Annotated in this window: 12 protein-coding genes; 4 read left to right on the top strand and 8 right to left on the bottom strand. The window is 61.1% G+C overall.

Features of this window, described 5'->3' with window-relative positions; genetic code table 11:
• Positions 1-18: 18 nt before the first annotated feature.
• A complete protein-coding gene (tssA, locus tag O4H53_RS08615) occupies positions 19-1173 on the bottom strand; it encodes a type VI secretion system protein TssA (RefSeq protein ID WP_269362978.1) in 1155 nt (384 codons plus the stop codon).
• A gap of 233 nt (positions 1174-1406) precedes the next feature.
• Here tssA and O4H53_RS08610 point away from each other — a divergent pair, with 233 nt between their 5' ends.
• Together O4H53_RS08610 and O4H53_RS08605 are read left to right on the top strand one after the other, a co-directional pair.
• Positions 1407-1835: a DUF6484 domain-containing protein gene (locus tag O4H53_RS08610; RefSeq protein ID WP_114274305.1), complete on the top strand. Its 429-nt coding sequence runs from the start codon at positions 1407-1409 to the stop codon at positions 1833-1835.
• Positions 1835-2182: a hypothetical protein gene (locus tag O4H53_RS08605; protein WP_269362975.1), complete on the top strand. Its 348-nt coding sequence runs from the start codon at positions 1835-1837 to the stop codon at positions 2180-2182. Before O4H53_RS08610 ends, O4H53_RS08605 begins: the two co-directional genes overlap by 1 nt.
• Before the next feature lie 400 nt (positions 2183-2582).
• On the opposite strand, the gene O4H53_RS08600 is transcribed toward O4H53_RS08605, so the two are convergent.
• The 5 genes from O4H53_RS08600 to tssH form a co-directional block, all read right to left on the bottom strand.
• Positions 2583-3443, bottom strand: coding sequence for a hypothetical protein (locus tag O4H53_RS08600; RefSeq protein ID WP_269362974.1), 861 nt, complete (start codon positions 3441-3443; stop codon positions 2583-2585).
• A gap of 63 nt (positions 3444-3506) precedes the next feature.
• Positions 3507-4793, bottom strand: a complete 1287-nt coding sequence (locus tag O4H53_RS08595) for a PAAR-like domain-containing protein (protein ID WP_269362972.1) — start codon at positions 4791-4793, stop codon at positions 3507-3509.
• On the bottom strand, positions 4790-5845 hold the full coding sequence (locus O4H53_RS08590; RefSeq protein WP_269362970.1) for a 3-oxoacyl-ACP synthase: 1056 nt from the start codon (positions 5843-5845) through the stop codon (positions 4790-4792). The genes O4H53_RS08595 and O4H53_RS08590 overlap by 4 nt, the downstream gene beginning before the upstream one ends.
• Positions 5842-6957, bottom strand: coding sequence for a DUF2169 family type VI secretion system accessory protein (locus O4H53_RS08585; RefSeq protein ID WP_269362968.1), 1116 nt, complete (start codon positions 6955-6957; stop codon positions 5842-5844). Before O4H53_RS08585 ends, O4H53_RS08590 begins: the two co-directional genes overlap by 4 nt.
• A gap of 14 nt (positions 6958-6971) precedes the next feature.
• A complete protein-coding gene (gene tssH, locus O4H53_RS08580; protein WP_269362967.1) occupies positions 6972-9710 on the bottom strand; it encodes a type VI secretion system ATPase TssH in 2739 nt (912 codons plus the stop codon).
• A 140-nt stretch (positions 9711-9850) separates the two neighbouring features.
• On the opposite strand from tssH, the gene O4H53_RS08575 reads away from it, so the two are divergent.
• On the top strand, positions 9851-11953 hold the full coding sequence (locus O4H53_RS08575) for a serine/threonine-protein kinase (RefSeq protein WP_269362965.1): 2103 nt from the start codon (positions 9851-9853) through the stop codon (positions 11951-11953).
• A 267-nt stretch (positions 11954-12220) separates the two neighbouring features.
• Here the strand turns inward: O4H53_RS08575 and O4H53_RS08570 are convergent, their stop codons facing one another.
• Positions 12221-12847: a hypothetical protein gene (locus O4H53_RS08570; protein WP_269362963.1), complete on the bottom strand. Its 627-nt coding sequence runs from the start codon at positions 12845-12847 to the stop codon at positions 12221-12223.
• A 111-nt stretch (positions 12848-12958) separates the two neighbouring features.
• The gene (locus O4H53_RS08565) at positions 12959-13162 is read right to left on the bottom strand and encodes a hypothetical protein (protein WP_269362961.1); all 204 of its coding nucleotides are present in this window, start codon (positions 13160-13162) and stop codon (positions 12959-12961) included.
• A gap of 21 nt (positions 13163-13183) precedes the next feature.
• Between O4H53_RS08565 and O4H53_RS08560 the strand changes: the two genes are divergently transcribed.
• Entirely contained in the window at positions 13184-14665 is a 1482-nt protein-coding gene (locus O4H53_RS08560; RefSeq protein ID WP_269362959.1) for a caspase family protein, read from the top strand.
• Positions 14666-15083 lie beyond the last annotated feature (418 nt).

Raw genomic sequence — 15083 nt, 5'->3', positions numbered from 1 at the left:
ATTACCTTTCTGTTGCTGCTATTTCTTGCGTTCGTCTTCCACACCCGCGATGCTGCGAAATTCCTTGAGCCCGGAGGGCGCGATTTCCTCCATGAGCTGTAGAAAATCCATCGCCACCATCCGGCGCATCCGGCGTGCGAGGTGCGGTATCGGGCTGGACGGCTCGGTGCGTTCGTAAAAGGCCACGATCCGATCCAGGGCCCGTTCAACATCAGTCCTTGAATTTATGTCTCCTGATCCACCACCCGCGCCAGTCATGAATTCCTTACCTGTCTGAGCGGCAGATGCGCCCGTTGAAATGACATCGGCTGGCGCGTCCTCGACGGTCTCGGCATCCTTGCCGGTATCCTTGCCGGTGTCGGCGCGCGCTTGCTCCAGCGTTTCGCGCGCCTTCGCCAGCAGTTCGGTCAGTTCCGGCAGCGCCAGCCCCGGCGCGCCACCAAGACCAGCCTTTTCGGCCAGCTTTGCGATCAGCGCCGCCAGCGCCTTCTGGCAATCGTGCAGCGCCGTGATCAGTTCCTCTGCGCGTTCGGGTTCTTCTGCTGCCAGCTGACGCCCGGCCGCCTTGACCCGGTTCACCCGCTGACCATGCCGGGCGACCAAGGCATCCTTTTCTGCCTGCCCCAATCCCGATGCCGCCCTGTTCAACACCTCGAAATCGGACAGGGCTGCCTTGGCCAGATCGTCGCTCAGGATCGGCCCGATGCCGCGCGGGTTCAGCACGACCGAGAACTTGATATCGCCCAACAGTCCGTTGTCGTCGTTATCAAGCTGGCGCAGTGCATTGGTGCGCGGCAGGGCCGCGGCCACCGGATCGTCGCGCTCGCGCAGTTCCGGGTGCAGGCTGTCCCAATACTGGTCCAGCGTATCGGTCAGCAGCGCGAGGCCATCCCTCAGCCCGACGAACCCCTGTTCGGCATAAAGCGCACGCACCACAACACACAGCAGGCGCAGGTCGCGGCCCTTGGCCGCCAGCGCCAGCGCACCGTCGAAAACCGCGTCCCAATCCACATCCGGAGCAGCTTCGTTGATCGAACCGTCGCTGTTCAGACGGTTTTCGCGCGCGGCAGGCTCGATCAATCGCTCCAATGAATGGAATCCGGCCTCGTTTCTAAGCTCGATGCCGGAAGGAGTATCCTCCCCAAGCGGTTCGAGGAGGCGTGTAATATCCATGCCTCGGACCTCAAAAAAATTAATAAACTCACAAGAGTGTTACAGATTACTTCGATTCTTGCAACGATTGCGGTGCCGGTCACATCACAACCGGCAGCGGGGTGTTGGCACCCTTGTTTCCATCGACAAATCGGCCGTTGGCGTGTTACGATCATGGTGTGCTTTGGCATTTGTCGCCGCTGGCCATTCTGCCCTCTGTCGCGGATCGACGTCACTCAACACCGGAGAACCCCATGGAACTCAAGGAACAAGTCGACGGTGTCGTGATCGGCCTGTTGCTGGGCTTCGAGGACGGAAGGCCGCTGGTTGTCTATGCCGGCAATCCGGCGGACCATGCCACCCCGGCACGCAGTCTGACCCAGTTGGGCGCAGATGACGCCGGATCGGAAGTAGCGCTGTTGTTCGAGGATGGCGCGCGCGACCGTCCGCTGATTGTCGGGCGCATCGTCGAACCTGTCCGCGCCCCTGAAGACAGCACGCCAAGGGTGATCCATGACGGGCAGACTGTCCGCATCCAGGCTCAGGAACGGATCGAGCTGCGGGTCGGCAAGGCCGCGATCATCATGGAAAAGGACGGCCACATCACCATTCGTGGCACCCATCTGGTCAGCCATGCCTCGGCCAGCAACAGGATCCGCGGCGGGTCCGTCAACCTGAACTGATGTCTGTTCCCGTCCTCAAGGACATCCTGCGCCAGCACGCCGAAGAGGCGGCGCATCTGTGGTGTGTCTATGACTGGCACCTGCTGCACCCGGACGAAAACCCCGACATGGATGAGGAACGGCTGGCGCGGTTGGTGGACCGACTGAACGCGCATCTGGACGGGTTGCGCGTGGCGGGCAAACACGGCCAACGCATCGCGCAGGACCGCTATGAGGAATTTCCCGAAGCGGGCGAATTGTTCGTCCTGCGCATGCTGCAACCGGCAGCGGCAAAGATGACCGTTGAAACGCTGGATCTGGATGCGGTGCGGAATTATCTGGCGTCGAAGCTGCCGTCAGCCAGCTAAAGCGCCATGTAAAAAACCTGTCAAACCGGGCATATGAGATTAATAGGTCCAAAGCCTAGAGCGTTTCGGGATATACCTGAACCACTTGTTCGCTGCCTCTCCCTTCGGTCGAACGCGAAAAGTGATGTTGGATGTTTCAGGTTTATCCCGAAACGCTTTTATCACCCGGAAACGAAGTTCGCGACATTGCGACAGAGGTTCGCGCCCGGCCCCGAGGGTGGGCGCGGTGAGGCTTGGCGAACAATCCGGGCAGGGCGATAGATCTGAACATAGTAAAACGTCGGAGTAATTCGCGCCCGCCCTGGGGGGCGGGGTCGGGCGCGAACCGGATCGCAAGCGATCCGGAGGCAAATGGCCGATGTAACGTATATTGGGCTCATGGGACCAAGCCTAAGCATCATCAGGCAACCGCGATTTGGTTGATCCTTGTCCAGGCTTCGCCATCGAAGCGCAGCACATCCTTCTCGCCAAGGCTCCAAAGCACGTTCTCTCCTTTGCCGAGGTTGTAAAACGTCTTCGCCAGCATCATCGCTTCTGGCACTGGCACGAATCCGTCTTCGGGCGTCCAGGTCAGCAAAGCGCGGGTCATGGCGCAATAGATTTCACCCTGGAAATCCTGAAGCCCCCAGATATCCCTGATCGGGCTTGGCGGCGTAAAGAGGACAAATTCGTCGCGGCGGCCTTTCGCCATGATACCGCTGATGCCGCCCAGATACACAAAACCGTCATCGGCGCAGAGGATGCTGATGAAAGCCAGGTTGGTCGCGCATTGGACCGGTGTCCAGACGGACCCGTCATACCACCAGATCACCCCATCACGGCCCGCCGCGTAAATCTCGGTCCCGGAATACCCGGCTATCGCTTCGAGATGGTTCTTGGGAAATTCGTCGCGCATGCCATCGCCCGGTCCGAATTCAACCCAATTGTCCGGACCCTGACGCCGGTAAACACGAAGGTTGGCACCGCAGGCCACGATATCTGCTCCCGCCGCTGCAACGCCCCGCACGGGTCTTTCATCCGGATCAATGGTTTCAAGCGTTGTGGCACCATCTTCGAATATCACTGCTTCGGCATACTGACCAACCGCGATGCGCGTCTTTCCGGCGTTGGCATAGGTCAGGGCAGAGACCTCAAAATCAAAGTAACCCAGTTCCGTCGCCTGCGTTGGGGTCAATTCATAGATCACGGCATGCGGGTTCTCGAAATCAAGCGCAAATTCATCGACGACAAGTCCGAAGAAGGCCTCATCGTCGTTGCGCACGGCGGCCCGCGTCAAAGACGTTGATTCAAGGATTGGCCTCATTTGTCATCTCCCAAAAAGCATCTAGGCTGATGCGAGCCAGTCAGATCGCAATGACGCATAGACCCGCGCGGGACCTTCCTCTGCCGGTCCTTTGCCACATCGGTCGGCCCTCAGCGGCTGGTCAGGCGCCATGCCCAGTTCATCGCAGTGATACGAGTCCAATTGCGCCTTCAGACAGGCATCACTGCAATCCGAACAGGGAAAGACCACCTTGTGTGAGCGGATCGATTCATCACGCATCTCTTCATAGGTCAGGCTTTGCTTGCTCTCCATTTCCACAACGATGAACGGTTCGGTCTTTTTGAGAACGGGCAGGTCAACGGCTGACGCGTTATCCGACACGAAAGCACTCATCTCCGTGTGCATCATGCCGTGCGATCCGGTCGTGTTGGAACATCCCTCGGCGCACACACATGGCGCGTCTGTGGCACTGTAGGGCGGCGGTTGAACATGTCCGGCAGGCGCCGGAACAGGTGCCGGGCAGATATCAATCGGGAAGTCATCGGGCCCGATCTTACCTTCACCCCGTCCGTTATTGTAAAAACCGGACGCGGGCACCATATGGTGACCGGTCTGTCCCGGACAGGGGCATTGGTTGCTGGTGCCCTTGGGTGGCAACCGGCACGCCAGCGCGGCGAGACATGGATCCATCTGCGCCGTGTCCGCCATTTCCATGAGGTCAGCGTTGTCGCGAAAACTCGACCCCATGACAGGGATCGTCGTGTTGTAGCCGTCTCTGGTTCCCATAATATCGCCGCGTTCGCCGATCGACAGGTCCAGCGCCGCTTTTCTGCATGCTTCGTCAATGCCTGCCTGGTCGCCACAGGCCTCTTCGGCCTTGTCATAGTCGCTCTTGCAGGGGTCTCCGTCTTTCGGCGGGTTCGGGCTTCCGATTTTTGGAAAGGGGGGCACATTCGGAGGCGATCCATGATTGTTTGTCTGGATGTCAGAGAACCGGGTCAGGTTCTTGCCCTCGGCTTTGACGTTCATCGAGAAGGCTTGCGAATACGCCTTGCCGGTGTTCTTGGAACTGATGACACCTTTCTTGGCGGCGCAGCCCGCCTCGTCTCCGCTGGTTTTGGTAAAATAGGAACTGTTCTTGAGATTGACGGTCTTGCCGCCAATCTTGACCGTGCCTGTGCCCTTGTCGGTGTCCGTATCAAAGCCGAAGTTCGGATAGGGGATCGGCACGCCGGGCGGTGTCGCCGGATTTTCCGGGGGCGTCATGCAGACATCGGGAAAGGCCGCGATGACCTTGTTGGCCTGTGCCTTGCAGGACACTTCGAGCTTGTTTGCAAAAACTGTCATGCGGCGGCCCGCTTTCGTTCTGCCGTCTGAAAGATGGCGGAACCGCAAGTGCCGTCGTCGCCGGAGGCTTCGACCATGATGCGGTGACCGTCGGCATAGCCTTTTTCAAAACTTTCAAGGCCCCAGCCCACCATCAGCGGCACAAACGCGGCACCGATGTTGCCCAGGCAATCGCCGGGGGTCCAGATCGGCTGGGGATCGCGGTGCAGGCGCATCATGCGTTGCATCGCCAGCGCGCTTTGCTTGAAAAAGAATGCCTCGCCTGCCAGATCGGTGATGCGGAAATCTATACGGCCAAAGTCCTGAAGCCCGCTCATCTCAAGCGCGTCGCGATAGGCCTGCGTCATGCCATCGCCGCGCAGCGGCAGGTCAAACACGTCCTCGGCCTTGCGGTTATAGATATAGGCCTCTTCCCGGGTCAGCCCCAGACCTGTCAGGGCAAAATGCGTCGGTTTACCCGGCGCGCACAGGATGGCCGCGGCGGCTTCTCCGGGAAGGAAACCATTGGCATTGTCACCGGTCAAAAGGCGATTTTCCCGCAGGAAATGCGCAACCGCGGGCCCGTTCAGCAAACTGTCGACACCGATGATCAGTACATGCCGGGCCTCGTCCCTGGCAAACATGCGCCGGGCGCGTTCAAGGGCGATAAAACCGGAGGGGCGGCCATGCGAGACCACCTGCATCCTGGTCCGTTCGGACAGTCCTGAAAATTCCAGCACGCGGGCGGCAAAACGGTCTACGTTGCGTACCACCTGGCCGGGGCGGGTGGTTTCCGCAAGACACAGGATCAAGGACATATCCGCCTGTGCCCCGCCCTGCCCCTGCAGCGCATCCACAATCGCACCCGCCGCCAGATGCGCCAGCCGTTTCTCCCCGATCCAGTTGCGCGGCAAGGGGACGGGCGCGCCCAGCAGCCATGCCCCACCCGGCGCGACGAACTGTGTTTCGCAAAATCCATCCAGACCGGCGCGCATGGCGGCACAGGCCGAAGCCCGGTCCAGCCCGACGGCCGTTACCATGCCTGCCGAGAGGATGTTCACCCCTGTACTCATGCGGCGGCCTCGCTGTCGCTGGGACGACCGAAGCGCTTGCCAAATGACCGGTAGGCCTTGCCTTTGGATTTGGCGCGCACCAGCCCGCGCGGCGGTGTCCCGATCCAGGCTTCGGTGAATTCGGTGATCACGCGCCGCATCGGCACATCGACGCGCCAAACCATCGACATCTGCCGCGCTTCGGTGTCAAAAATCAGCGTATCGGGGCGCAGGACACCCTCCCAGGCCTTTTCCCAACCGCGAAATATCTGCATCGGCAGTTCGGTCTGCGGCAGGCGAAATTGTTCGCGCCCCTTTGGCGTCAGGTTGAGCAGCGTCACCTCGGTGCCGGACGCGGGCGGCGCGATCTGCTGATCCTTCCCGACCTGCTGGTAATAGCGTTCGTCGAAATCGGCCGGTAAAAACGGAAACACTTCGTCCTGCCATTTCTGATCGTAGGTGCCGCCAAATTTCAACCGGTCTGCCCGCCCGCGCCAGATCGGTCCCAGCGCCATCGGGCGATAGTCTTCGAAGGGCGAGGTGACCTCGACACCCACTTCTTCGGTGTTCGGAAGCGGCGCGCCGGTCAGCCGATCGCGGTTGCGCGGATGCGCGTAGCCGCGCCCAACGGGGTTCATCATGTAGGCGTGCGGATTTGCTGCATCGGGGTTCAGCCGGTCAGTGCCGCCGAATGCGGTGTCATAGCCAAAGGCTTGCCGTGTAAACGGAAACGGATCGGTTGCCATGATCGCAGGGCCGACAACACGCCATTCGCGATGGCCGACGACCATCAGCGTCTTGTGCCAGCCGCCCACCCGCAGACCAACCTGCACGCGCGGCACCTTGCGGCCCCCGGGGCTATAGGCCGCGCCCTGCAGCACCACGTCGCAGGCAGGTTTGCGAAAGGCGAAATCGGTTTCCCATCGCGTTGCGGAAAAACCCGGCTCACCCGTAACCTCATCGGCATAGACAAGCGGCATCTGATCGGCTTCGGGAAGCAGGGTCATCTGGCCGCCATCGCGGTCGGGAAAGGCCCAGCTGCCCTTGACGACCATCACGAAAAACTCGCGCCCGGCCACGTCCATCGCAACGATGTGCTGGTGGCGCAGCCCGAGGCGGTTATACACAATCATGCCGCGCTTCCCACCTATTCGAACGCGTAATCAAAACCATCTGCGCCGCCCGTCACCGTGACTTTGCGCAGGGTGGCTCCGTCCAGACTGTAGGTCAGGATACGGCGGCTGAGTTCGGGCATCAGCGTATTTGTCAGAATAGCGTCGATCATCCGTCCGCCGGATTCGATTTCGGTCGCGCGGGCCTTGATCACATCCATCGCCCCGTCGCCGATCACCAGTTCCGCACCGTACCCTTCGAGCAGCCGCTTGGCCACCGACCGCAGCTTGTGGCCCGCAATCACCTCGATCATCGTATCGGACAGCGGATAATAGGGGATCGTGACAACCCGCCCCAGCAGGGCCGCCGGAAAGACACCCAGCAAGGGCGCGCGCAGGGCGTTGTTCAACTCTTCCGCATCGGCCTTGGTCTTGCCATCCTCGGTCAACGCCATGATCTCTTCCGACCCGACGTTCGAGGTCAGCAGGATCAGCGTGTTCTTGAAATCGATGCGCCGCCCCTCGCTGTCATCCATCATGCCCTTGTCGAAAACCTGAAAGAAAATCTCGTGCACGTCCGGATGTGCCTTTTCGACCTCGTCCAGCAGCACCACCGAATAGGGCCTGCGCCGCACGGCCTCGGTCAGAACGCCGCCCTTGCCATAGCCCACGTATCCCGGCGGCGCCCCTTTCAGGGTGCTGACCGTATGTGCTTCCTGATATTCGCTCATATTGATCGAAATCACATTGTCCTCGCCGCCATACATCAGGTCGGCCAGCGCCAGCGCGGTTTCCGTCTTGCCCACACCGGACGGCCCGCACAGCATAAAGACGCCAACCGGCTTTTCCGGAGGTTTCAGCCCGGCCGCGGAAGTTTGAATGCGGTTCGCGATCATCTCCATCGCGTGATCCTGGCCGACGACACGTTCCGCCAGCGACGCTGCCAGTGCCAGCGCGCGTTCTGTCTGGCTCGACATCATCCGGCCCATCGGGATGCCGGTCCAGTCCTGCACGACCGAGGCAACGGCCTGCTTGTCCACGGCAGGCAGGATCAGCGGTGTTTCCCCCTGCGCCGTGGTCAGCGCCAGCATCCGTTCCCGCAGAGTGGCCAACGCGCCGTCGCGGTCGAAAGGTTCGGCCACCTCTGCCGGACCTTCAGGATCCGCTTTCATGTCGGCGTCCGGCGCATCTTCTTCAGGCACCGCGTCGCCGATCTCGCCGGTGTCATCAAGCGCAGCACCCGCACCGCGCAACTGTGCCCGCAGATCAAGGATTTCCGCGACCATTTCCTTTTCGGCCTCCCAGCGGGCGCTTGCCGCCTCCAGCGCTGTCGCTGCCTGTGCCAACCGCGCCTCGACCTCTGCCTTGCGCTCTGTCACATCAATCCCGATCGCCTCTTCACGGTCGATAATGCCCTGTTCGATCTCAAGGGCGGACTGCCGTCGCTGAAGGTCCTCGACCTCTGCCGGGGTCGCGTGCTGGCTGACCGCCACTCGGGCGCAGGCCGTGTCCAGCAAGCTGATCGCCTTGTCCGGCAGCTGGCGACTGGGGATATAGCGGTGCGACATCTTCACTGCCGCCTCGATTGCCTCGTCCAGCAGTTCGACGCGGTGATGTTTCTCCAGCACCCCGGCGATGCCGCGACACATCAGCACCGCCTTTTCCTCATCCGGTTCCTCGATCTTGACGACCTGAAAGCGGCGGGTCAGTGCCGGATCGGGTTCGATATGCTGCTTGTATTCCGCCCATGTCGTCGCCGCGATGGTGCGCAACTCTCCGCGTGCCAGCGGCGGTTTCAACAGGTTCGCGGCATCGCCTGTTCCGGCGGCACCGCCCGCGCCGATCAGCGTATGCGCTTCATCAATGAACAGGATGATCGGCGTGTCGCTGGACTGGACCTCTTCAATCACCGATTTCAGGCGTTTTTCGAACTCGCCCTTCACCGAAGCCCCCGCCTGCATCAACCCGATATCGAGCATCTGCAAATCGACGTTGCGCAGTTGCGGCGGCACGTCGCCCCGCGCCAGCCGCTGCGCGAAGCCTTCGACGACCGCGGTCTTGCCCACCCCCGCCTCGCCCGTCAGGATCGGGTTGTTCTGTTTGCGCCGCAGCAGGATATCGACGATCTGGCGGATCTCCGCATCGCGGCCCACGACCGGATCCATCTTGCCGTCGCGCGCGCGCGCCGTCAGGTTGGTCGCGAACTGTTCCAGCGCCGACTTGCCACCCGGCGCCTTGCGCGCAGGCCTGGCCCCGTCCTCGGCCGGTTTTGCGGGCGCCTCGATGGAATCGACCAGCAGATCGTCCAGCTGGGCCGCCATCGCCGACGGATCGATCTTGTCGAACTCAAGGCTGATCTTGAACAGCAGCCCTTCCAGCACCGGCACCTGAAGCGCGCCCAAAAGCACATAGGCCGACCGCACGGTATCATCCCCGAATTCCAGCGACCCGAAACTCCATGCTTCCTGAATGGCGCGAAAGATATGGTCGGAAAACTCCTCGACCGACCCGGCACCGTGGCGCAGCGCATCCGTGGCGCGCAACACGTCACCGTCGAATTTGTGCCGGTCCACCCCGGCCGATTCCAGCAACAGCGCAAAATCCGTGCCCTCCGCGTCGGCAAGGGCCGTGACGAAATGGATCAGCTCCACATAGGGGTTGCCACGTCGTTTTGCGGATTGCGCGGCCTCTGAAAATGCCTTCAGACATGCCGGATTCAGCTTGCCCACAAGCTCTTTGCGCTTGATCGTTTCCTGCGATCCGCGTGCGGACATATCAATATCCTCCAAAAAATGTTGTCGTAACGGGGTACTGATGAAATAATCAAAGTCGTTTTATAGTCTCCTATACTAGACCGAATTTGATTTTGAATCGACAACTTTGGCGGGCGATGTCCCGCCAACTGGAGCATTTGATGAAAACGCCGCTGCCGACGGATATCTTCAAGACCGGACAGGTGTTGAACAACACCTATGAAATTGCCGGCGTGTTGGGCCGCGGCGGTACCGGCGAAGTCTATCTCGCCCGCAACCAGATCAACGAACGCGACTGCGCGATCAAGGCGCTGAACGCTCAGTTCTCGGACAATGCCGAATACATCGACCTGATTCGCCGCGAAGACCAGATGCGCGCAATTCAGCACGATGCGGTGGTCCGCTATACCGAGGTGTCACGCTCTGATGCGGGCCATGTGTTTCTGGTGATGGATTACGTCGAAGGTCCGTCGCTGAGCGACGTGATGGAAGACCGCAAGCTGACCCCGCGCGAATTGCTGATCGTGGCGCACCGTGTGCTGGAAGGACTGGTCGCCACCCATGCGCACGGCATCGTCCACCGCGATCTGAGCCCCGACAATATCATCCTGCGCGGCGGCAAGCCCGAACGCTCGACCATCATCGACTTTGGCATTGCCAAGGATACCGCCGCGGGCGCACGCACCATTGTCGGCAACCAGTTTGCCGGAAAATACGAATATGCCGCGCCTGAACAACTGGACGGAAAGGCAACGTCTCAGGCCGACCTTTACGCATTGGGCGCGACCTTGCTGGCGGCATGGCGGCGCGACGTGCCTGATCTGGGCACCACACCCGGCGAAATCATGCGCCGCAAGGCCGCCGCACTGGACACTGACGGTGTGCCCGACCCGTTGCGACCGCTCATCGAATGGCTGACCCAACTGCGCCCGGAGGACCGTCCGAAAGATGCCGCCGAAGCGGTCGCCTGGCTGGACAGCCAGTTTCGCCCCGACACCGGGACCCAGACCGAAGGCCCGGGCGGCAAGGCACGCAAGCGCAGCCGCGCGCCACTGGTTCTGGGTCTTGTCGCATTTTGCGCGGCAGCTGTGGGTGTTGCCTGGTTCACCGGGATACTGGACGATCTGTTTGCCCCCGCCCTGCAGATTGCCTCCCCCTATGAGCTGACGGCGACTTTCGATCCCGATGGTGAACAATCGCTGATCGCCAACGCGCCGGATTCCGAAACCGCTACCGGGTTGCGCAATGCATATGCCAGTGCGGCCGGGACGCTTGCCAATCCAGGCGAAGTCACACTGGCTGCCGGCATGCCCACCCCCGATTGGCCCGACAATGCGGCTGATCTGATGACGCTTGCATCGGAACTGGAAAACTGGACGGTGACCCTTTCGGATCTGTCGGCAAACATCTCCGGCCTGGCGGCGTCGCGTGCGGCGCGCGACGCTGTGCACACAAGGTTGACAGCCTATGGCACCGAAGAGGGGCTGGACATTCGGACGGATCTTGTCGCCGGGCCAAGGGTACTGCCCGCTGCCGCACTCGAACCCTATCTCACCGAACTGGCAAGCTGCGGCCCGCTTAAACAATTGGACGGCACGCAGAGCGACTACGCCCTGTTCGATACCGTCACGATTATCGGCGATGTCGCCGCGAATACCGACGTAGAGACCATTCGCGCCGGTATCGAACCGCACCTCGGCGACCGCGATCTGAGGGTCGAGACCCGCACGCTGAACAAAGATCTCTGCGCCATCCGCGCCGCATTGCCACCGCTGGTCGCCGACACCGTGTCGATCTGGCTGGGCAAGGGCGAAACCGGCGAAGCGGCGCTGACCGGCGTCTTCACAACCGGCGAGAATCCCGTCGTCGACATCCAGATGCCGGCCACCCTGACAGGCGCATCCCTGTGGGTGATGGTCGTGGACAACACCGGAAAGGTGTTCCACGTCCTGCCCAACATCAACAGCACCGCACATATGATCGACGATCTGGGCGTGATCGAAAACGGCCTGCGCCGGGTGCGGATTCTCTGGCCCATCGCGGCGCTTGCCGAGGATCCGACGCGGCTGGCCATTCAGGTGACCGAGGACGATTACGGCAAGAGCGAGGTCATCGCGATCCTGTCCCGAACTCCGCTGTTCGACATGCGGCGCCCGCGCGACGAAAGTGTCTCCTCGGTCGCCGGGGCACTTGTCGAAACCCTGAAGGGCCGCGAAGACGAGATTCTGGGCATCGCGTCACGGATCATCGACGCGCGTCCCTAGTATGGCGGAAACGAAATGCGCACCATTTCCCACTGCCCCCGGATCGCTTGCGATCCGGTTCGCACCCGACCCCGCCCCCGTCAAACCGCAGGTTTGCCTTCGGCAAAACGGCGGGTGCGAAACTCCGACCTCGCAAGATGCTGCGAAGTATGGAAAAATGGAGATGCCCCGCCAAATGGAGGGCCGCCCTCGGTGTCGGGTGCGAACCTGCCGTTGAGAGCTGCATTCAATGAACCGAACTTTGAGTCCGGGTGACTAGGATCAGGATCAAATCGACCGCAACAGGATCGTCCCGGTGTCCATCGCCGACACAATGCGCTGGAACTGACGGCGCCGCTCCTGTGAGTTCTCCGTGGACCGGATCAGCACCGTCTGCGTTTCCTGAATGATCCGGGTCGCCTCGGCGGCTGCCTTTGGCAAGGCTTCGGTGGCGACCGGGCGCAGCGCCCGTGCGGTGCGGCGCGGTTTGGAGCCACCCTGTGCGATTGGCGCTGTGGGCAAGGTCCGGCTGGGGTTCTGCCGCACCACCCGTTCCAACCGGGCCGCAGTCTGGGCCACCGCCTCCTTGACCGCGGCGTATTCACCTGTGTTTGGCAAGGCGGCGGCAATCCTGGCGTGTTCATAGGCCAGACAGTCGATCACATATTCCCGCTGCTTGATCCTGCCGCAAAACGCACTCGCGGCTTTCAGTTCCGTCACGACCGCATTGGTGACGGCAGCCGAAAGCTCCCTCGCGGTCTTGCGTGGCAACGCCTCCGGACTGCCGACAGGGAACAGGAAATTCGACGTTTCGTTATTGGGATTATCCGGGCCGTACCCGCTTTCGTTATCTTGTGCGGATGATGCCGTCGCGATGCTGCAGGCCACAATGACGAGCAGAGCAAAACGTGTCAAAGAGAGATACATTTCCGTTACCTCCAATGTCTATGGCGCGGTGTCGGTTCCGCCCTGAATTGGTCATAAACTGCCTGCGCGCCGATCTCGCGCATCCTGACCTGCTTCGTATTATTCACCGCCGAAAATAACGGCTGCATAATCCCGCGCCGGTGTCGAAATAGACGTGGGAAAGATGCCCGATGACAACACGAAATGGTTCAGAATACCACTGCCATTCTGAACGCCCTCTCGCATCAGCAGAAAAGTGTACGGCTTTTTCAGCAGGGAAATCGGGGCTATCATCTCAACATTGAAGTTGATTCCTTTTTGCATTTCATTGAACCGAGGTACGCGATGCGCTGGCTTGTGATCTGCTTTCTGCTTGTTCTGCCATGGCCCGTTGCCGCCGCCGACAGGGTGGCGCTGGTGATCGGCGTGTCCGACTATCGGTCGATACCGCCGCTCAAGAACACGGCGAACGATGCCACTGCCCTTTCTGCCGTGTTGGACGGCATCGGATTTCAGGTCACCACCCTGATCAATGCCAGCGGAAGCGACATGCGCGCGGCCCTCGACACCTTTGCCTTCGAAGCCGAAACCGCCGATCTCGCCCTGGTCTATTTTGCCGGACATGGGGTCGAAGTGCAGGGCGAAAACTTTCTGATCCCGGCAGACGCGCAAGTGACTTCGAACGCGGACATCCAGAAGGAAGCCCTGTCACTCAACGATCTGCTGGCCGCAGTGGACCGTGCGCGCAAGATGCGGATCGTGATCCTCGATTCATGCCGCGACAATCCATTCGGCGACTTCATCGACCTGTCCAAACCGGTGCAATCGACAGCTTCTGGCGTGGCCACTCGCGGCGCGGGCGGATTGGCCCCACCGGCACCGGACCGGGGTACGCTGGTCGCCTTCGCGGCCAAGGACGGCAATGTGGCCCTGGATGGCAACGGCAACAACAGCCCATTCGCGCTGGCCTTGATGGACAAGATGAAACAGGAAGGGCTCGAAATATCGCTGATGTTCCGGCAGGTGCGCGATGACGTGCTGAGCCGCACCGGCAACAGACAGGAACCGCACACCTATGGGTCGCTGTCGGGCATACCGTTTTTCCTGGCCGGTGCGGGCGATCTGCCCGCACAGGTAAACGCCGACGATCCCAAACTGGCATGGTCCGCCCTGCGGCCCGAGGACGAGGCCCAGTTCATCAAACTGGCCGAGGCCGGCGATACCCGGTCGATGATGAACCTGGCCTACATGCGACTGAATCCGCAAGATCCACGCTTTGATCCATCCGCAGCCGCCGAATATATCGAACGCGCCGCCAAAACCGGTTCGCCCGAAGCCCAATATGAACTGGCGGTCCAGTACGAAGCGGGCAAGGGTGTGCCGCAGGACACCGCCCGCGCGCTGGAACTCTACCGTCAGGCGGCCCGGCAGGATTACCCTGACGCACTGAACGATCTGGGATTTTTCTATTATCAAGGCATGCTCGGCCTGCCCGCCGATCCCAAGACGGCCCTGATCTATTTCGAACGCGCGGCAGACCTGCGCCATCCGCAGGCAATGTACAATTACGCCGCGCTGATCGACGACGGGTTGATCCCCGACAAGACACCCGAGGATGCGGCGGAATACCTCTACCAGGCCCTGCGCGCCGGCAGCCGGTCGGTTCTGAAGGTACTGACCGACAATCCCGACCAACTCAAACTTGCGACCCGTCGCGCCCTGCAAACGCGATTGACCCAACATGATTTCTATCAGGGCTCCATCGACGGCGACTTTGGCCCCGGCACACAACGCGGTTTGCGCCGGGCTTATGGCCTGACGGAATAGTTGAAAAATTGGACAAAATCGCCAGAATATGTTCTAGTTCACAATAGATTTAAGCGCCCCGCCTTGAACATGAAACGCCGATACCCTGCCGCGCTTCGCGCTCTCGGGACATCGCCGATACCGGTTGTATCAGGTGAAAGGCGGGACGCTGTAGAACCCATCCCGGCGATTATTGCCGCCACCCGAATTTCTCGAACGCCGCAGCCTGCGGATTAATTTTATTCAGAAAAGGAATACCTCATGAAGTTCAAGGTCATCGCCCTGTCGCTCTGCACGCTGCCGCTTGCAGGTTGCCCGGAACCGCAGAAACCGGAAGCCCCCCCGGCGGCAAAAGCCACCACAGCCGCGCCGCAACCCCAAAAGGCCGCGGCCAAAAAAACTGCGCGCAAGGCCCCCGCACCGCAGGTAACCCCGGTGA

The sequence above is a fragment of the Sulfitobacter sp. G21635-S1 genome (genome assembly GCF_027213915.1).
Lineage (GTDB): Bacteria > Pseudomonadota > Alphaproteobacteria > Rhodobacterales > Rhodobacteraceae > Sulfitobacter.
This window is presented reverse-complemented; position numbering and strand designations above follow the sequence as displayed.